This is a genomic window from Candidatus Hinthialibacter antarcticus (assembly GCA_030765645.1).
Lineage (GTDB): Bacteria > Hinthialibacterota > Hinthialibacteria > Hinthialibacterales > Hinthialibacteraceae > Hinthialibacter > Hinthialibacter antarcticus.
Genome location: JAVCCE010000029.1, coordinates 1 through 18,296 on the forward strand (window position 1 = coordinate 1; position 18,296 = coordinate 18,296).

18 protein-coding genes are annotated in these 18,296 nt (G+C 54.6%); 8 read left to right on the plus strand and 10 right to left on the minus strand.

What is annotated here, in order from left to right:
• Positions 1–215 (minus strand): hypothetical protein (locus P9L94_07660; GenBank protein ID MDP8243941.1); only part of this gene is annotated, 215 nt, incomplete at its 3' end.
• A gap of 52 nt (positions 216–267) precedes the next feature.
• Positions 268–1,068 carry an isoprenyl transferase gene (locus tag P9L94_07665; protein ID MDP8243942.1) on the minus strand — a complete coding sequence of 267 codons (801 nt, stop codon included), beginning with the start codon at positions 1,066–1,068 and terminating at the stop codon, positions 268–270.
• A 229-nt stretch (positions 1,069–1,297) separates the two neighbouring features.
• Here P9L94_07665 and miaA point away from each other — a divergent pair, with 229 nt between their 5' ends.
• The 3 genes from miaA (at position 1,298) to hflX (ending at position 3,872) form a co-directional block, all read left to right on the plus strand.
• Complete coding sequence (miaA, locus tag P9L94_07670) at positions 1,298–2,275, plus strand: tRNA (adenosine(37)-N6)-dimethylallyltransferase MiaA (GenBank protein MDP8243943.1); 978 nt, start codon at positions 1,298–1,300, stop codon at positions 2,273–2,275.
• 68 nt (positions 2,276–2,343) lie between these two features.
• The gene (gene hfq, locus P9L94_07675) at positions 2,344–2,604 is read left to right on the plus strand and encodes an RNA chaperone Hfq (protein ID MDP8243944.1); all 261 of its coding nucleotides are present in this window, start codon (positions 2,344–2,346) and stop codon (positions 2,602–2,604) included.
• Between the two features lie 140 nt (positions 2,605–2,744).
• Positions 2,745–3,872 (plus strand): GTPase HflX, encoded by a 1,128-nt coding sequence (gene hflX, locus P9L94_07680; GenBank protein ID MDP8243945.1) that lies wholly within the window; start codon positions 2,745–2,747, stop codon positions 3,870–3,872.
• Positions 3,873–4,340: 468 nt separating this feature from the next.
• On the opposite strand, the gene P9L94_07685 is transcribed toward hflX, so the two are convergent.
• A complete protein-coding gene (locus tag P9L94_07685) occupies positions 4,341–5,027 on the minus strand; it encodes a DUF1080 domain-containing protein (GenBank protein ID MDP8243946.1) in 687 nt (228 codons plus the stop codon).
• A 196-nt stretch (positions 5,028–5,223) separates the two neighbouring features.
• Here P9L94_07685 and P9L94_07690 point away from each other — a divergent pair, with 196 nt between their 5' ends.
• Complete coding sequence (locus P9L94_07690; protein MDP8243947.1) at positions 5,224–6,528, plus strand: hypothetical protein; 1,305 nt, start codon at positions 5,224–5,226, stop codon at positions 6,526–6,528.
• An 85-nt stretch (positions 6,529–6,613) separates the two neighbouring features.
• On the opposite strand, the gene P9L94_07695 is transcribed toward P9L94_07690, so the two are convergent.
• From P9L94_07695 to P9L94_07715, 5 genes are all read right to left on the minus strand, one after another.
• On the minus strand, positions 6,614–7,015 hold the full coding sequence (locus P9L94_07695) for a hypothetical protein (protein ID MDP8243948.1): 402 nt from the start codon (positions 7,013–7,015) through the stop codon (positions 6,614–6,616).
• A gap of 9 nt (positions 7,016–7,024) precedes the next feature.
• On the minus strand, positions 7,025–7,402 hold the full coding sequence (rsfS, locus tag P9L94_07700) for a ribosome silencing factor (protein MDP8243949.1): 378 nt from the start codon (positions 7,400–7,402) through the stop codon (positions 7,025–7,027).
• A gap of 99 nt (positions 7,403–7,501) precedes the next feature.
• Positions 7,502–9,055: a hypothetical protein gene (locus P9L94_07705; protein MDP8243950.1), complete on the minus strand. Its 1,554-nt coding sequence runs from the start codon at positions 9,053–9,055 to the stop codon at positions 7,502–7,504.
• Entirely contained in the window at positions 9,052–9,840 is a 789-nt protein-coding gene (locus tag P9L94_07710) for a hypothetical protein (protein ID MDP8243951.1), read from the minus strand. The genes P9L94_07705 and P9L94_07710 overlap by 4 nt, the downstream gene beginning before the upstream one ends.
• Complete coding sequence (locus tag P9L94_07715; GenBank protein ID MDP8243952.1) at positions 9,833–10,753, minus strand: ABC transporter ATP-binding protein; 921 nt, start codon at positions 10,751–10,753, stop codon at positions 9,833–9,835. Before P9L94_07715 ends, P9L94_07710 begins: the two co-directional genes overlap by 8 nt.
• 601 nt (positions 10,754–11,354) lie before the next feature.
• Between P9L94_07715 and P9L94_07720 the strand changes: the two genes are divergently transcribed.
• The 4 genes from P9L94_07720 (at position 11,355) to P9L94_07735 (ending at position 15,403) form a co-directional block, all read left to right on the plus strand.
• Positions 11,355–13,178 (plus strand): sulfite exporter TauE/SafE family protein, encoded by a 1,824-nt coding sequence (locus P9L94_07720; GenBank protein MDP8243953.1) that lies wholly within the window; start codon positions 11,355–11,357, stop codon positions 13,176–13,178.
• Between the two features lie 35 nt (positions 13,179–13,213).
• Positions 13,214–13,633 (plus strand): nickel-responsive transcriptional regulator NikR, encoded by a 420-nt coding sequence (gene nikR / locus P9L94_07725; protein MDP8243954.1) that lies wholly within the window; start codon positions 13,214–13,216, stop codon positions 13,631–13,633.
• Positions 13,634–13,649: 16 nt separating this feature from the next.
• Positions 13,650–14,870, plus strand: coding sequence for a bifunctional glutamate N-acetyltransferase/amino-acid acetyltransferase ArgJ (argJ, locus tag P9L94_07730; GenBank protein ID MDP8243955.1), 1,221 nt, complete (start codon positions 13,650–13,652; stop codon positions 14,868–14,870).
• 98 nt (positions 14,871–14,968) lie between these two features.
• Positions 14,969–15,403, plus strand: coding sequence for a hypothetical protein (locus tag P9L94_07735; GenBank protein ID MDP8243956.1), 435 nt, complete (start codon positions 14,969–14,971; stop codon positions 15,401–15,403).
• A 74-nt stretch (positions 15,404–15,477) separates the two neighbouring features.
• Here P9L94_07735 and P9L94_07740 read toward each other — a convergent pair whose 3' ends face one another.
• A complete protein-coding gene (locus P9L94_07740) occupies positions 15,478–16,353 on the minus strand; it encodes an NAD(P)-dependent oxidoreductase (protein ID MDP8243957.1) in 876 nt (291 codons plus the stop codon).
• 366 nt (positions 16,354–16,719) lie between these two features.
• Positions 16,720–18,183, minus strand: coding sequence for a PQQ-like beta-propeller repeat protein (locus P9L94_07745; protein ID MDP8243958.1), 1,464 nt, complete (start codon positions 18,181–18,183; stop codon positions 16,720–16,722).
• Positions 18,184–18,296: the final 113 nt, after the last annotated feature.

Below are 18,296 nucleotides of genomic sequence, written 5' to 3' on the forward strand. Positions count from 1 at the left end.
ATGGACGAAGCCATAAAGAGGAGCCCGACGGCGATTTGCCAGATCGAGATATTGGGACAGAGTTTTACGTTATAAAGCGCGTAGAGTTCAACGCGGCCTACGAGAAAAAATACAAATACAGCCACAGCGGTGAACCAGTCGCCGTATTGCCATAAAATACCGGTGAGAAAGACCGGCACAAATGATAAGCCTGTGAGAATGCGTCTAAGAGCCATAAGCAGCTACCGCAACCGTTACGCGGGACATGATTGAGTGAAATTACTTTGCTTACAGCGCTCCGTCAATATCAACGCCGCCAAATCGGCGCTGACGCCCCTGAAACTCTTTGAGAGACTCAAAGAGGCTCTTAGGGCCAAAATCGGGCCACAGCGTCTGTGTGATCCAGATTTCCGCATAAGCAATTTGCCACAATAAAAAATTCGACACTCGCATTTCGCCGCTGGTACGAATCAAAAGGTCCGGGTCCGGCGTGCCTGCGGTGTTCAATTCATTTGAAAATTGTTCGGGCGTGATGTCATCAATGTTCAACACGCCGTCTTTAACTTTTTGGGCGGTGGCTTTGACCGCATCCACGATCTCCAGCCGCCCGCCGTACGAAAGCGCCAGCGTCAGGCGCATCTTGGAGCCGCCCGCCGTTTCTTTGATGGCGTATTCGAGAGCGCGTTGCACCGGCCCCGGCAGTTCATGCAAATGGCCGATGGCTTGCAACTGGATTTCGTTTTCTTTCATCTCGCGAATTTCGCGGCGGAGAAAGTTGCATAACAAAAACATCAGCGCGTTGACTTCGGCGCTGGGGCGTTTCCAGTTTTCGGCGGAAAAAGCATACAAGGTCAGATACGGAATCTCCAGGCGGCGGCAGTTGCGTACGATTTCGCGTACGGTTTTGATGCCAGCGCGATGGCCCTCGATGCGTGGGCGCCGCATTGAACGCGCCCAGCGGCCGTTGCCGTCCATGATGATGGCGACGTGGCGCGGCAGGCGTTCCAGATTGACGCCAGCGGCTGCGGCGTCTTCAAGCGTTTGGGCTTGATGGTCCGGTTTCGATTCAGCAGTAAGAACAGGCGACACAGACCGTCTCCGTAAATTAAACTTCGGTGAATGGATATTCTCCCGGCGCCGCCCTCGGTATACTGCAAGCGGCGGCGTTACCGGATTCCGGCTGCGTTCATGCTGAGAGCCAAAAGGGCAAGCAGGCCGATTTTGGCAAAACGGTTCGATCTCGTTGTTTTCTAAACGGCCCGCAGGAACTCTCTTGGGCGCATTGAACCGAACATCATGGTGAAAACCGTTTTAACCTATGCAGAATACCAGCCATCCAATCTCCAATCAACACACGGCTTCACAAAGGCCGTTGTTTCTTGCTGTGGTCGGGCCGACCGCTTCGGGCAAAACCGACCTGGCGCTTGACCTCGCCGAGCGCCTCGACGCCGATATTCTGTGCGTTGACGCCATCCAAATCTATCGCGGGCTGGATGTTGGCTCCGCCAAACCCACGTTGGAGCAACAGGCGCGCATCAAACATTATGGGATCGACCTCATCTCGCCCATGGAGAACTTTAACGCCTCGCGCTACGCCGAAGCGGTCGAGCCGGTGTTGCAGCAGGCCGAAGCCGACCAGCGCCCCTTGGTGTTGTGCGGCGGGACCGGGCTGTATTACCGCTCGTTGTTGGAGGGCTTTTTTGACGCCCCCGATTCGGACCCTGCTGTGCGCGGCGCCATCCTGCAACGCGTCGAGCGCGAAGGCGCCAACGCGCTGCACGCCGAATTGCTGGCGGCTGACCCGGAGACCGCCGCCGTCATTCATCCAAACGATGGGCGCCGCGTCGCCCGCGCGCTGGAACTGATCCAGCTCACAGGCGAGCCGGTGAGCGCTCTCAAAGCGCGCCAGCGCCGTAAGCCGTGGATCGACCGCACCATGTTTTTCGGCATTCAACGCGAGCGCGATGAACTGAGCGCCCGCGTCGTACAACGAACGCGCTGGATGTACGATAACGGTCTGATTGACGAAACACGCCAATTGCTCGCGATGGGCTGCGATGAGCAATACACCGCGATGCAGGCGCTCGGCTATAAAGAATGTATGCTCTACGTACAAGACAAAATTGATCTGAATGAATCAATCGAGATGACAATTCAGGGGACGCGGCGATACTCTAAACGGCAGATGACGTGGTTTCGCCGCCAAATGGAGGTCAACTGGCTCGAGTGGCGCGAAGGCGAACCCCTGCAAGAAAAACGAAATCAATGCTTGAAACTCTGGAATAATCGCGGTTAAAATGTAAGATGAATTTTCTGTAGGTATTCACAATCTGTTTTGCCCGGCCGTTGAAGGGGGTTTTTGTTATGGTAGTCAAGAGCGTAATGAACATTCAGGACAGTTTTTTGAACCAGGCGCGGCGTGAGCGTATTTCGCTAGATGTACATCTAGTGGACGGTTCTGATCTTCACGGGAAAATCTCAGCCTTTGACAGTTTCACCATCATCTTGCTTAATGATGAACGCGAAGAACAATACTTGATTTACAAACACTCCATCGCCACCATCACTCCAGCGGGACACAGTCGCGTCCGTTGGAACCAAATGGAACGTCCTCCAGGAAAATAGTAATAGGACGCGTTGAATCGAAACGGTACGGAGACCGGCCGCTTGGCTGGTCTCCGCTTCCCCGTACTTAGAGGTTTCCATCTATCGCCCGCACATCGTCTCAAACTCAGACCCAAAAGCCGAAGCATGAACGCGCCATTCTGGTTGCGGTTCATCCGTCTTCCGTTAACCGTCACGCGGCTGACTATCGCGACGAAGAGCTCGAGCGTCTCGCCGACACTGCGGGCGCGAAGGTGGTCGCCCATTGCAGCCAGTTTGTGAAATCCATCAATCCTGCGACCTACATCGGCAGCGGCAAACTGCAAGAAGTAAACGATCTGGTCGCGTCAGAAGACATCGACGTTGTGTTGTTTAACCAAGACCTGTCGCCGGTGCAGCAACGCAACATCGAAAAAAAACTCGACCGCCGCATCGTTGACCGCACCGAACTTATTCTCGACATCTTCGCCCAACACGCGCAAAGCCGCGACGGAAAAATTCAAGTCGAGCTGGCGCAGTTGCGCTATTTGCGTCCACGCTTGACGGGACGCGGGGTAGACCTCTCGCGCCTGGGCGGCGGCATCGGTACGCGCGGGCCGGGTGAAACCAAACTCGAAGTCGACCGCCGCCGCATTGACCAGCGCATCTCGCGCTTAGGCAAAGAGTGGGAGAAGGTACGCGACGCCCGGCGCTTACAACGCAAGTCGCGCCAGCGTGAAGGGCTGCCGACGATTGTTTTGGTTGGATATACCAACGCGGGCAAATCAACGCTGCTCAACCGTATGACCTCCGCCGAGGTGTTAGCCAAGAACCAATTGTTCTCGACCGTCGATACCACCACCCGGCGTATGCGCCTGCCCGACGGACGCCGCGCGCTGATCTCCGACACGGTCGGGTTTATCTCTGACCTGCCCGAACCGCTGCTGGCGGCGTTTCGCGCCACGCTCGAAGTCGTTGAAGAGGCCGACCTGCTGTTGCATGTCGCGGACGCATCGTCGCCGTTTTTAGAAGACCAACTTCACGCGGTCAATGAGGTGTTGGGTGGATTGGGCTGCGGCATGAAGCCGAGCATGACGGTGTTTAATAAAATTGATCTGGTCGACGACCCGCTGGAGTTGTTCGAGATCGAGCAAAAGGTTGGCCCCAGCGTGCGCTGTTCTGCATTAAAGAACGACGATATGCTCGAATTACAAACCGCAATCGCCCGCTTGTCGTTAAATCTGGAACCGGCTCCAACCCCAAGCAACGACGACCCGCCCGACTTTTTAAATGAGCTGCTCAATTCATAATTGTGCTTCATCCGGTAAGTGAGTTCTTCCATTGATGGATGGTCATGATTTTGATTCTGAAAACGTATTCCGGCCTATCAAAAATAGACAAACCAATCAGGCATGGGGGCAACTCTGGGAGCGCCTGTGCATAAGGCAATGTCATTGACTTAAGACTTTTAGCCCCCCTTTTTAAGGGGGGGATGGCGCTGAAAGCGCCAGGGGGGATTTCAAAACAGCACAAACAAAGCGATACATTCAAACAACATCTCAAGGGCTGCCGTCGCTTCGCGACGCCTTGCCCTTGCCACCCCTTAAGTCAATGTCATTGCCGCCTAACCGCCCACAATCTTTGGGGGCGGAACTTTAACAGATCATCACCCTACCCCGCATCCGCGTCACTGCGAGCAAAGCAACCTGTGATTATCAAACGAAAGCCCTCACATTTCGGCGAGGGCTTTCGTCCTGGGAACAGACAATCATAACCAATTACTTCAATGGCGTGAGTTTGATATTTCGAAACATGATGGGCGAGCCTTCGCTTTGAAGACCGACAAACCCCTTCGTGACGCACACCCCGGTCGCTTTGTTTTGCAACAAGCCATTGACGCTGATTTCAATCACGTCGCCTTTGCAGATGATTTCGTAGGTGTTCCATTCGCCGGGTTCGGTTTCGTTGGAGTCATTTTTGCGCGGCGCAACCCGAAAAAACGAGCCCTCTTTGCTTTGGTTCTCGTTGAAGTCGCAATCCATGCCGACCACGTCGCCCGCTTGTTTGTACTTCAACTGGGCTTCTATGCACAGCGGAAACGTGGTGTCTTCGTTGCTCATCCGCAACAGGACGCCGCTGTTAGTGGGCGTTTCGGGCCATTTCCATTCAACCGTCAGTTTAAAATTGGTGAATTCCTGCGTGGTGCGCAAAAAGCCGATCGGGTCGCCTTTACACCAAATGGCGCCGTCTCGAACCTGCCACACCTCTTTCGGGTCCGCGTCTTTATCTTCGAGATAGATATGCCAGCCGTCCAGGTTTTTTCCATTAAACAGGGCAATGGGTTTTTCGGCTGATGGGGCGGATAGCGATTCGCTGGGCGCGGCGGCAAGAAGTTCAGAACTCCAGGCGGCGGGCGTTATCATCGTCAAGGCGAGGACAAGAAGAAGACTGAGTCTGCGGTTCATGGTTGCTTTCTCCTAAAGTTTGGCAGCCCCCATATCAGAAAAGAGCGCTGCCTGGGTCAGTGTTGTGCTCCAATGTTCGCATTGCAGTGTTCCCTGCGTCAAGGCGCTTTCTAAAGAAATACGCGATTTCGGATGCAAATCTGCGGCGGGTTCTTCATAGATGAGTTTTCATCTTCATCATTTTCAGGAGAATCCTATGTGGAAGCAAATGCGCGATTGGTATACCGGACAAGAGGATGCGTCATCAAATACGCTGCTATGCGCGGAGTGGGCGCCGCAGAATCATGTTTCCTCATCGCCTTTGTCATCGCGTCCGGTTGACGAACGGCTGCCGTTTTGGGCGATCGAAGACGGCTATACGCCGCCGCCGGGCGTAGACCCGCGCGCCTTGTTTCCCTTGTTGCGCAATCTGCGCGACTACATTCCAGACGTCTCCGCCGGGGTGTGGGCGTGGGTGAGAATGTGTTCGACCCCAATGGGCCGTGAATATTCAACAGGCGACGAAAGCGAAATCGCCAACGCCGAACGCATTCTCAATGAGTTAGACGCACGCGTCTTCGGCGGCCATCGCGAACAGGAGCCGGGCGTCGAAGCCTTAATGCGGGCTTTGTTCATGTCGGTATTCACCTACGGCGCGTTTTGCGGCGAGGTGGTGTTGTCGCAAAACCGCCGCCGCATTGAACAATTCATCGTTATTGATCCCGCGACGGTGCGTTTTCATCTTGACGCAGACACCCGCCGCTATCGCCCCTATCAAGTCATCGGCAGCGGCGAAAAAATTGCGCTGAACCCGGCCTCGTTCTTTTATTTCGGGTTGGATACGGACGGGCTGTCGCCGTATGGACGCTCGCCGCTGTTGGCGCTGCCGCTGATGGTGAAACTGCAACAACAAATGTTGCGCGACATGGCGAAGGCCCAGCACAACGCAGGGTATCCGACCTTTCATTTTAAAGTCAAACCCGCCCCGCAAGAGCGCGGCGAATCAACCTCTGATTATCGCGACCGCTTATCGGAAGAAATGGCGTCGCTGCGTGAAGAGGTTTCGCGCAAGCGCCCGGACAGCAATTTATTAACCTATGAGAACGTGAACATTGAATACATCGGCCCCAATGGCCGCACCCAGCAATGGACGGAAAGCCTGCAAGCCATCGGCGAACAGGTGGTGTCGGCGCTTCACCTGGCCCCGTTTATGATTGGGCGCAATTGGGGCACCACTCAGTCTTGGGGCGGCGCCCAGTATCAACTTATCGTAAACAATGCGCGGTCGGTGCAAAACGGCGCCAAGCGCTTGGCGGACTGGCTAATGAACCTCGAACTAGCGCTGCACGGCTCGCCCGTTAAGGCCGAATCGCGCTTTGCGCCGCATCATCATATCGACTTATTTGACCGGGTGCGCTCGTTCCAGACCATGTCAGAAACGCTGACAATGCTGCAAGAAAAAGGGTTGTATGACGCCGACGCCGCCAAACGCCGCATTGAGTCGTTTTTGCGCTTGGTGTAGCGCTGGCGAGACCGAACGCGATTCAAAAAAAACGCCCTGGAAATTGCCAGGGCGTTATAAAATTCCTATCTTGGTTGAATCTGAGTTAGCGCTTAAAGTGCATCCCGGTGCGTTTGGCTTTGGGGCCCTCGTCTTCTTTTTTTAACGTAGGTTTTGAACTCGACAGTTTTTTCTTGACTTCGCAGGTCTTGCATATATTGCCGGCGCCGGTCACTTCGCGTCCGCAATACATACACTGTTTCTTGCCTGCTTCATCTTCGGGCTTCACCAGATTGATGCGTTTTTCTCCCACCCATTTATCGAGCAGACCCGCTTCGAGGTCTTCAATCGCTTCTAAAATCTGCCAGATTTGCGCACTGCGGTTATCGCGCAGGTAGTCTTGTGTTTCACGCAATAAGGCTTCTTCTTCTTTGAGGCATTTTTCACAGATATCCCGGGTGATTTTATTAAACAGCGAACCACACTGTTTACAATTTGCGAGTGCCATAGCTTCCTCTCATATAGATGAAGCGGCCGCTAACGCAGGCGCTCCGTCATTCCACTGAATGATGTCCGCATCGCCCCATAATGACTCCAGGCTGTAATAGGGCCTGGCTTGTTGGGAGAAAATATGGACGATCACGGTGTTAAAATCAAGCAGCATCCAATGTTGGCTGTCGCGTCCTTCTGAATGCTTTACGCGGGCGCCTTCATCGGCCATCGCTTCACGCACCCGGTTAGCCAGTGCGCGCATGTGAACCGGGCTGTCGCCAGTGACGATGACAAAATAATCGGCGAAGGAAGATTTCTTCGCCAAGTCGAGCAAAATGATATCGCGGCCTTTTACGTCGGCGAGCGCTTCTGCGGCGCGCCGCGCGGGGTCGCTAATTTCCATATTCAGCGGGGATCCCTCCAGATATAGCTATACGGATCAATAATGGTTTCACTACTAGCATAGTGTAACCATAAAGACGCCGCGTACCAAGCGAAGAGGTTAGATTTGAGGATTGCGAGATTCGACCAACCCGGTTGCTTGATTTAGGTATAATTCGCCTTTCAGCGAATCCTCTAACAATTTTTCCTGCCCCACGAACCACGATTCGCTTTTGAGGTCATTGAGCGACGCGGGCAGGCTGCCGTGTTCTTCTTTGAACTGTGCGACGAACTGGTTGAGGCGCTCGATCTGTTTCTTCTGGCGTTCAATTAACTCCAGGCGCGAAATGATGAACCAGTCTTGTTGGTCGTCCGGCTTAATCAGCAGGTGCGGATATTTGTTGTCCCAGGTGCGCATGATCTCGTACAGATTGCCGCTGGGCGCCAGCACGGGCAAGACTTCCGACTGGAAGTTGGGGTCTTCGGTAATGTGTTTCATCACCACTTGTTCGAGGTAGCCTTGTTCGACCACTTCGGTCATGGTGGCGGAGGGCAACTCGCCGTTGTTGGCTTCAATGAAGAGTTCGGCGGCTTCGGTGATCAGCTCGTGGCACTTGTCGTTATAAATGCTTTTGAGTTTTGCATCGGCGATTTCAAGCCCGATAGTATCGCCTTTGTCGATTGCCTCTTCACGGTAGCGGATAAACTGGTTCCATGCGGCGCTGAAGCGTCCGCCTGCGCGGTCCATTTCGATGGCCATGCGGTCGACGTAGGTCGGCGCTTCGGTGCGCGGGCCGAAGAGTTCCACCTCAGAAATAACGAAGGGCTGATCTTCGGCGGCGGGCTTTAATTCGGCCAGGCCAAACGATTGTACGTTGATGGCGGGGTCGATCACATGCACGTCGGTTCCCCGCGCGGACAAGTTCTTTTTATAGGGGGTCGAGGCGGTTTTACCTTCACCTGCGAACAGGGAATATTGTTCTTCGCCGCCCGCGCCGAGATTGAGCGCGATCCGTCCCAATTTGCGTTTTTCAGGGAACACGAAAGTGAGCGATCCGGTTCCCGGTTCGAGCGCAATATCAGAGGCGGGGTCGCCGTCGCGGACCGCTTCGAGGTCGAATCCGCCCATGAGCCCCGTCGCGTCGAGTTGAGCGTCTGAGATCATGTTGGGCCCATAGGCCGCTTGGGTAAACAGTTGTTTGGCGACCTGAAAATCTTTTAATTGATAAAACGCCAAAAACCCGGCGTCAAAGGTCAGCCGCCACGCCTCGGGGTTGATCGACCCGCCGCGCAGCAAAAACGTCATCGCCTCTTCGGGGTCGTGCATGGCTTCATTGATGACAAAGCCGCCGAATTTCCATGCGCCAATAAATTCGGGATCAAGACCGACGAGGTTTTCGAGCAGTTTCGACATGCCTTCTTTTTTAAGGTCTTCGTCGAGCGTACTAAAGTTTCCGCCGAAATACTGAATGGCGCGAATCCAAAGCAGGTCGGCCACGGCGTTGTCAAAACCCAGGGCGGCGATGCGGGTCACCTCGGGGCGGTCGGAGAGCATAAGAATTTTTTCTTCGACGCGAATATGGCGCCGCGCGTCCATAATCTTATGCTGCGCCCAGAGAAAGACTGAGCCGATGACAAGGAAAAGCGCTATACAGGTTATCGTCAGCCGGTTCATCGGAAGTCCCGCCAGTTAAAGGTCAAAATCGTGAGAATCAAAATCAACGAAGCGTATAAGACAGCGGCGAAGGGGTGTAAAAACACGGTGTTGATCAGTGAGCCGATGTCTTCGCTGTAGACCACCTGATTTTTGATGTTGTAGAGTTCGAGGTTAGGGATGACGTAATAAATGCCTTTGAGGAAATTCGCCATCACCACCGCGCCGTCGCGTTCGCTAAGTTGTTTGGCCCATTCGAGCAAATCTTCTGACATGTGGCCGATGATCCAGCACACGAGGGTCAGAAACGCCGAAAGCACCGGCGTTGAGAATGATGAAAACAACAGCGCGAAACTAATGACGATCATCATTTCAAACAACATCAGAATAATCGCGAGAATCACCGCAGGCAGCCCCGCCCCGCCCGACCAGAAGACGATCAGGCCGCAGAGCAGAAAGCCCATAATGCAGATATTCACGGTTATGGTGATGAAAAAGCCGAGAAACTTGCCCAGGATAAACTGGTAGCGGGTCGCGCCCGATGAAATGATGGTGTAGATGGTGCGTTTGTCGAGTTCGTCGAAGATCAAGTTGACTCCGACGAATATTGATAGCAATAATCCAAACAAGTTAATCGCCGACAGCCCCAAATCTTTAATGATGCGGTCGTCTTCGCCCAATGACAGCGTCGCCAAAACGGTCGACATAAACAGCAGGCCAATGGCGAAAACCAAGATGATGTAAAACACCTTGTTGCGCACCGCTTCTTTGTAGGTGTTCATGGCGATGGTCCAAATTTTATTCACGGCCCACCTCCCGCACGAAGTATTCTTCCAGCGTTCCGCGGTCGAGGCGCATCTCGCGCAACTCCGCCCCTTGCCCCGTCGCGGCGTCAATCAGTTGCTGCGCGTGGCTGCGGTCTTTGGCGTTGAAGTGAGTGATTCCCGCATAGTCCTGGCATTCAGCCGCCATGCCTTTGACCTGCTCGAACGCCTGCGGCGAGAGGTTGTCGAAGGTCACGGTGTAGTGGGTCGGGCCGGAGTCGAGAATCTCGCTGACCGTGCCCAACTTCACCAGGTCGCCTTTGTTTAAAATGGCGATGCGGTTACAGAGCATTTCGATGTCCGCCAGGATGTGAGAGCAGAAGAAGATGGTTTTCTTTTCTTCTTTTAATTGATGGATCAGGTTGCGAATTTCTTTGCGCCCGATGGGGTCGAGGCCCGACATGGGTTCGTCGAGCAACAACAGCGCCGGGTCGGTAATGAGCGCCTGCGCCAGACCGACGCGGGTGACCATGCCCTTTGAATATTGAGCGATGCGCACTTTGGCGGCGTGTTTGAGGTTGACCACATCGAGCAGCCGCGCCGCTTTCTTTTTGGCGTCTTCGCGCGGCATGCCTGACAATTGCGCGTAGAAAAGCAAGAACTCTTCGCCCGTTAAAAAGCGGTAGAAGTAGGGGTTCTCCGGCATGTAGCCGATTTTGTGCATCAGCAGCGCGTCGCCGATTTCTTTATCGAGCAGCCACGCTTTTCCCTTGGTGGGGAAAATGATGCTGAGCAAAATCTTGATGGTGGTGGTTTTGCCGGCGCCGTTTGGCCCTAAGAAGCCGAAAATTTCGCCTTCTTCCACTTCCAACGACAAGTCGTTGAGCGCGCGCAGGGTTTTGCCCCAGCCGGTATGGTAGTCTTTCGATAAATTCTGGATCCGCAGCACAGACATGGATCGCTCGCCTCGCTTCTCTTTGATCTCAAAAGAAAACTATATAAATAATTTTAAATTCTTATCTCTGTTCATCTTATTCCGATACGGTTCCAACCCAAAATTGTAGTATAAAGATTCATTCGATGTAAGTATATCCAACCAGCCTCCCGGCGCCGAACTTCAACCAACGTTTAATATTCGGTTTTCCGTTTGAATTTTAGCGTTCTTTACGGAGCAGCTTTGCTGGCCCATGCTTTTTTGTTGCCACAAAAATCCCCCCTGGCGTTTGCAGCGCCGTCCCCTCTTAATAAAGGCAATGTCATTGACTTAAGAACACCAAAGCCCTTCAACAGACAATTGCGAGGAGGCCAAAGGCCGACGCGGCAATCTCACCCATCAATAAAGCGAGAAGAGATGCACCCAAGCCGTGAATCACAGAACTCGTTTCATTTGCGACTACTAATAATTCTGCATGAAAGCTACGAATGACGGAACGCTTGGCAACGCGGATTTTACAATTTATTACAATTCGGAGAAAATGGCAGTCCGGCTCGAAACCTTGGCCTGGACGCGTTAGAATAACGTATCTCAATTCAGGCGGCTATCTGTGAATTTTTCAATGAAACGAATAGGGTTGCGCTCCTGCATGGTTGTAATCGGTTGCTTAATCGGCAGCCTTTGCTTTGGACATCCACTTGGCAATTTCTCTTTGAACCATTACACCGTCGTCGATATTCAGCCGCAGGGAATCGCCGTGCAGCACCTGCTCGATTTTGCTGAGATTCCGTCCTACAACGAACTGGCCAACCTCGACGCCGACAACGACTCGAAAGTCACCGAAGACGAACTCACGCGCTACCTGGGCAAATTGTCTGACCGCATCTATCCCAATTACAACGTTGTTTTGGAATACGCCGAACAACCGGGGCAATGGCGCAGCGTTCCTGTCGAACGAGTCGTTGAAGCGCCCGCAGTGAAACTCTATTTCGGTATGGGCGGGCTGACTTGCGTTCAACACACCTATGCGTTCGTCTATCAACCGCTGGAGCAAACGGCGGCAGGCCAATATCGCTTGCGCGTCGCCGATGAAAACCTGGCGAACATTCGCGGCGTGAAAGAGGTCCGTATCCGCCCGCATGACGGCGCCACAGTCAGCGACCAAACCCGCAACGCCGACGGTCAATCCGCACAACCCAGCGCGGAGAATACGTATTTTCTCGAAGGCCTCGCGGCGGATATTTATTTTACGATCGGTTCAGCAGGGTTGAGCGCATCCAGACAAGACGCGCAGGCCGTCGTCTTTTCTCCATTGGACGAGATGGTCAACCCGTCTTCATTGGCGATTCGCCAGTTTCCATTGCAGAAAAAGCCCGACGGCGCCTATCACATCTTGCGCTCTCCGGTTCAGCCGCAGATGGAAATTCAAAACAAAATCGCCATACTGCAACCGCGCGCGACCATCGACAGCGCGGCGATGATGAACGAGGCGCAACCGACGCCCGTGATTGTCGAAGCGCAACATGAGAGTTCGGCGGGGCAGGTACACGGCGAAGACGCCTGGGCGAATATGATCGGCGCTGACGATCTCAGCCCGGCGTTTCTGTTGTTCGCTGTCGCTGCATCGCTGTTCTTCGGCGCTGCTCATGCGCTATCGCCGGGGCACGGCAAGACGGTGGTCGCCGCCTATCTGGTCGGCTCGCGCGGCACGATATGGCACGCGGTGTTTCTTGGCATCGTCGTCACCCTGACGCATGTTTCCAGCGTGATTTTGATTGGCGTGATTACGCTGTCGCTGTCGGAATACGTCGTGCCTGACAAGTTGTACCCCATCATGGAAGGCGCGTCGGGGCTGCTCATCATCGCGATTGGCGTCTCGCTCTTTTTGCAGCGCTTCGGCGCGTATCAGCGTATGCAGGCGGTCGCAGCGGCGCCAACACATTCGCACGACCATCACGATCATTCGCACGACCACCCGCACGATCACGATCACCATCATTCACACGACCATGACCATGCGCATGACCACGATGGGCATCATCACCATCATGGAGTCAATGAATGGCTGGGGCACGACCACAGCGAACATACCCACACTCACGATATCCCCGCTGACGCCAGCTGGCGCGACCTGTTGGTCTTGGGCGTCACTGGCGGCATCGTGCCGTGTCCATCGGCAGTGATTGTGTTACTGGCCGCGATTGCGTTGAAGCGCCTGCTATTTGGCTTATTATTAATCCTGTTCTTCAGCGTAGGGCTGGCGGCGGTGTTGATTACCATCGGTATTCTCGTGGTCAGCGCCAAGTCGTTCTTAGACCGCTTTGAAAACAGCGGACGCTCAATCCAATGGCTGCAAATCGCATCGCCCGCGTTGGTGACCCTCTTAGGATTTGTGATTTTATTGCGAGGATTACTCAGCGGCGGGATCATCAGCATCAACTTGTAATGCGCCCATGACCCAATTTGGCGGAGGAAATGGCTATGTCGGAGGCGGTACGTTTCAGCGTTTCGTTATCAGAAGAATTGATGGGCGGCTTCGATAAGTTGCTCGACCAAAAAGGGTATGAAAATCGCTCCGAAGGCATTCGTGATCTGATCCGCGATTTTCTCGTGCAAGAAGAGATCGACAAAAATCGTGAAGTGGTCGGCGTGATTACGCTGGTCTATGACCACCACGTGCGCGAACTGACCAACACCCTGATTTCAAAACAACACGACACCACCGCCGAAGTGATCTCAGCCATGCACGTTCATCTCGACCATCACAACTGTCTGGAAGTCGTAGTCGCGCGCGGCAAAGGCAAGGTGCTGCACGCCTTTGCGGACGGGCTGATTGGCGTACGCGGCGTCAAACACGGCAAGTTAGTGTTAACCTCAACCGGGGCGGAACTGCCCAAATAAAGGAAACAAACTCGCAATGTCTTATACCATTGAAACCATCGAATCAGGCGGCGTGACCTCGCCGCAAGGCTTTCGCGCGGGCGGCGTCGCCGCTGGAATCAAAAAAAGCGGTGCGTTGGATATCGGCGTGTTGGTCTCAGAATCGCGCTGCGCCGCCGCCGGGGTGTTTACCACCAACCGCCTCAAAGGCGCGTCGCTGTTGACCACCCATCGTTCGATCCAAGACGGCTACGCGCAAGCGGTGTACGTGAATAGCGGCAACGCCAACGCTTGCACCGGCGACCAGGGCCTCAAAGACGCGCAAGCCATCGCGCGACATATCGCAGAAAAACTCGGCCTGGCTGAGAATGACGCGCTGCCCAACTCGACCGGGGTGATCGGCGCGTTTTTGCCGATGGATAAAGTGTTGGCGGGCATCGACGCCCTGCTGCCGAACCTCAACCGCGAGGGCGGCGCCGACTTCGCCCGCGCCATGATGACGACGGATACGGTTGCCAAATTCAGCGCGCGCAAAGTGACCATGAACGGAAAAACCTTCACCCTAGGCGCGTCCGCCAAAGGCTCGGGCATGATCCACCCCAACATGGCGACCATGTTGTCGTTCATTTCCTGCGACGCAAAACTTTCGCCGCAAGCCGCGTCGACGTATCTACGCGAGGCCTGCGACCAGACCTTCAACCGCCTCACCATCGACGGCGACACCAGCTGCGACGACACCGTGCTGCTGTTGGCGAACGGGGCGTCCGGCGTTGAAATTGACCCCGAGGGCGAAACCGGCGAAGCGTTCGCGAATGCGCTGAATGATCTATGCAGCGATATGGTGTTGCGTCTGGCGCATGACGGCGAGGGCGTGACCAAAGTGGCGTACATCAAAGTCGAAGGCGCCGCCAGCAAACAAGACGCGACTCAAGTCGCCAAAACCATTGCGATTTCGCCGCTGGTCAAAACCGCGCTGCACGGCTGCGACCCTAACTGGGGGCGCATCATCAACGCGGCGGGTTATAGCGGCGTCGATCTCGATCTCGACCGCGCCGACCTCTGGCTGGACGACATTCAGTTGTTCGCCAACGGCCAACCGGCGAAGTTTTCCGAAGACGCCGCCCATCAGATCATGCTGGGTGATGAATATACTTTCCGCCTGGCGCTGAACGCGGGCGACGCGTCGGACTGGTACATCACCACCGACTTCTCGAAAGAGTACGTCGATATCAACGCCGACTACCGCCACCGGACATAAAATTCAAAAAATCCTGAAAGTCTGTCGCAATTGGTTCGTATATAAGGTATAACGACAGAAGAGTTGCGCATTCACCGCGCATAGGGGAGACCGAAACAATGGACGCTCAGGTTAAGATCGTTGCGATTTTACATATTGTATTTGGCGCGCTGGGTTTATTGATGGCGTTGTTGATGCTGCTGATATTTGGCAGCGTGACCGCGATTGTCGGCGTCTCTGCTCCAGGTGATGAAGCGATGATTGCCATGCCGATCATTGCCACCATCGGCGGGTTTATCTTTTTTCTCATCATCGTGACCAGCGTCCCCGGGCTGATCGGCGGCATCGGGCTGCTGAGTCATCAGCAGTGGGCGCGCATCTTGGTGATTGTGCTTTCGATTTTGAATCTGGTGAATTTTCCCTTCGGCACGGCGCTGGGCGTTTACAGTTTGTATGTCATGCTCTCACAAGAGACTGGCGAATTATTTAAGAATGACGGCGCCCCGCCGCAATCAAGCGCCCCCCAACCGCCGCCGCTCAACCCGAACGAATAACGAACTCGCATCGTGAAAAAAAAGCCGGGACGATCCTCTCGCCCCGGCTTTTGAATGTGTGTGTTCTGGTGGGTTTACTCGTTGGCGCGTTTGGCGTGGAGAAACAGCGATGAGTGGTCGAAGTCGAATTTGCCTTCATCCACAATCGGCTTCATCATGTCATACAAACGCCCCGCCAGTTCGAGATTGGCGCCGATCTCTTTCGCCCATTCGGTGGCGATGCGCATGTCTTTGGTGTGATGGCCGATCTTAAAGAACGGCGTCTCAAATTTTTCGTCGATCATCAGCGGGCCGCGCTTGGGCATGATCCACGAGCCTGCCGCGCCGCCGCCGATGGCTTCTAGCACTTTGTTGGGGTCGAGGCCGCTCTTTTGCGCGAAGATGATGCCCTCGGCGATGCCCATCATGTTGACCGCGAGCACGATCTGATTGACGCCCTTGGTGATCTGCCCTGCGCCCGCCGGGCCGATATGGGTGATGGTCTTGCCGACCGCTTCGAGCACGGGTTTGGCTTTCGCAAACACGTCGTCGTCGCCGCCCACCATGACCGACAGCGTGCCTTGTTTGGCGCCCTCAGGCCCGCCGCTGACGGGGGCGTCGAGAATGTCGATGCCTTTCTCTTTGAGTTTGGCGTGCATTTCCTGCGCGAGTTTGGGCGAGCTGGTGGTGCAGTCAATAATGACGCCGCCTGACGCCAGCCCCTGCGACACGCCGTTCGGCCCCAGGACCACTTCTTCTACGTCAGGGACGTCGCCCACGCAGGTGAATACCAGTTCGCATTGTTCGCCGACGGCTTTCGGCGTTGCGCAAACGGTCGCGCCTTCGTCTTTAAGCGGATCGCACTTTGCGGCGGTGCGATTGTAAACATAGAGTTCGTATCCGGCCTTCATTAAGTTGCGCGACATGGGCAGGCCCATCAGACCGATGCCGACGAATCCAATCTTCTTCATGGTTGTCTCCTAAAAATATCTTTTGCCGGGGAGGGCGAGTCCTGCCTGCCGCAGGCGCGGCTCCCGGCGAGCCGAAATGAAGTATGACGAATTTACATTCAGGCCACTCTATTGTAATAACGCTGGCCTGTTTTCTAAGAGATGCAGCGGTTATGTTCGGACCGATTCAAGCGTCCTCTGGAATCAGCCTCACCTTTGGGGCCGCAAGAAATACGAATAAGCCATCTAAGAAACAATTCGATTTAGCGTTGGGTGCGGCATGGGTACAACTCTGCTCTCTTTAGTGCGGCTCCGCCTTTTTGCACAGGCGCTCTCAGAGTTGCACCCATGCCTAATTGATTTGCAACGAATTGATAAACGGCGGGGTTATTCAACCGCCGGACGCAGGTCATAACACGCCATCTCGGCGGCGTTGCGTACCAATAAAAAACCATCCGACATCGCGGGCGCGTTCCAGGTCTTGCCTTCAATGGCAGGGACCCGCGCGAGCTCTTGATGACCGTCGGGCGTGGCTTTCATAAAAACAAGTTCGCCGCGTTCGGTGATGAGGACAATGTGCCCGCTGGCGAAAAGAAACTGCCCGTAGCCATAGCGCCCGCCTTTCCAGACGCGCTCGCCGTTTTCTGGATTCATGCAAGAGAATATTGATTCGTCGAGGCCATAGATGAAGCCGTCATGCAAGATCGAACTGGCGAACTTGTTCTTCATGCGGTTGTTCTTCCAAAGCCGTTCCGCCTTGAAGACGCCGTTATCTTGGGTGACTGAAAACATCTCGCAGCCTGTCCCATAACTGGCGGAATGGAACACGCGGTTTTCATCAATCAACAACGGTTGCACCATGTGGACCGCGTTGGGATTTTGCACCGGGTGATCCCAAAGCAAGGCGCCGTCTTCAATCTTGAGGCCGACGTAGCGCTTGTCGGTATACGATACAATCTGCCGCTGTCCGGCGAGGGTTACGACTACAGGCGAGGCGTATTCGTTTTTCTCTTCGAGCGCACTCCAGATTTCTTCTCCATTGGTTTTGTTGAAGGCGATGAATGAAGCGCCTTCTTTTCCACTGGGTTGGACGATCAGCATGTCGTCAACGATCAGCGGCGAGCCGGAGACGCCGTAATAAAAATTCGTCGCATTTTCCTGGATGTTCTTGTTCCAAATTACGTCGCCCGTTTCTGCGTCTAGACACCACAGTTCGCCCGTGGCGCCTGCGACATAAACGCGCCCGTCATCCCATGTCGGGGTCGAGCGCGGCCCGCCGCCGCCCAGAGATTCAAAAAAATTCGCCGTCCAACTGTGGGCCCAAACTTCGCGCCCGCTGACTAACTCATAGGCAACCGCAAATTCCTGCTCGCCGCGTTGCTCGATGGTGTAGGCGATCCCATTGGCGATGGCGAATGAGGAATACCCGCCGCCGCAGGGTTGCTTCCACAGTTGAGGCGGCCCGGCTTCGGGCCAGTCGGTCAAGATGGGGGTTTGGTCGTATTTGCCGTCGCGGTTGGGGCCGCGAAACTGCGTCCAATAGGCGCCGAATTCTTCATCGACGAGAGTTGCATCCACCGTAACAGGCTCACGGCTCGCTGGTATCTGGTCATATCGGCTTTGGGTGAACATGATGCCGTCCATGCCGCCAGTGGGTTCGATGATGTTCAGTTGGATTCCGGCAAAAAGGCTCAGCATCACATAAACCAAACAGAAAATAAGAATCGGAAACGAGACCAATACTTTCTTCCACCACTTGGTTCCCTGTCGCAGCCACAGCAGGATCAATCCCGCCGGGGGAAACAACAATGTCGCGCCTAACACCAACCATACCGACCGTCGCCAATTCATAAGCCGCCTCGTTCTGAAAAAAATAAAAGCCGTCCTTTTGGGAGCGGCTTTTGTGAGTTCATTGATTGTACATCGTTCCTAGTTAGAACGCATCTCAAAAATACGAGATCGTT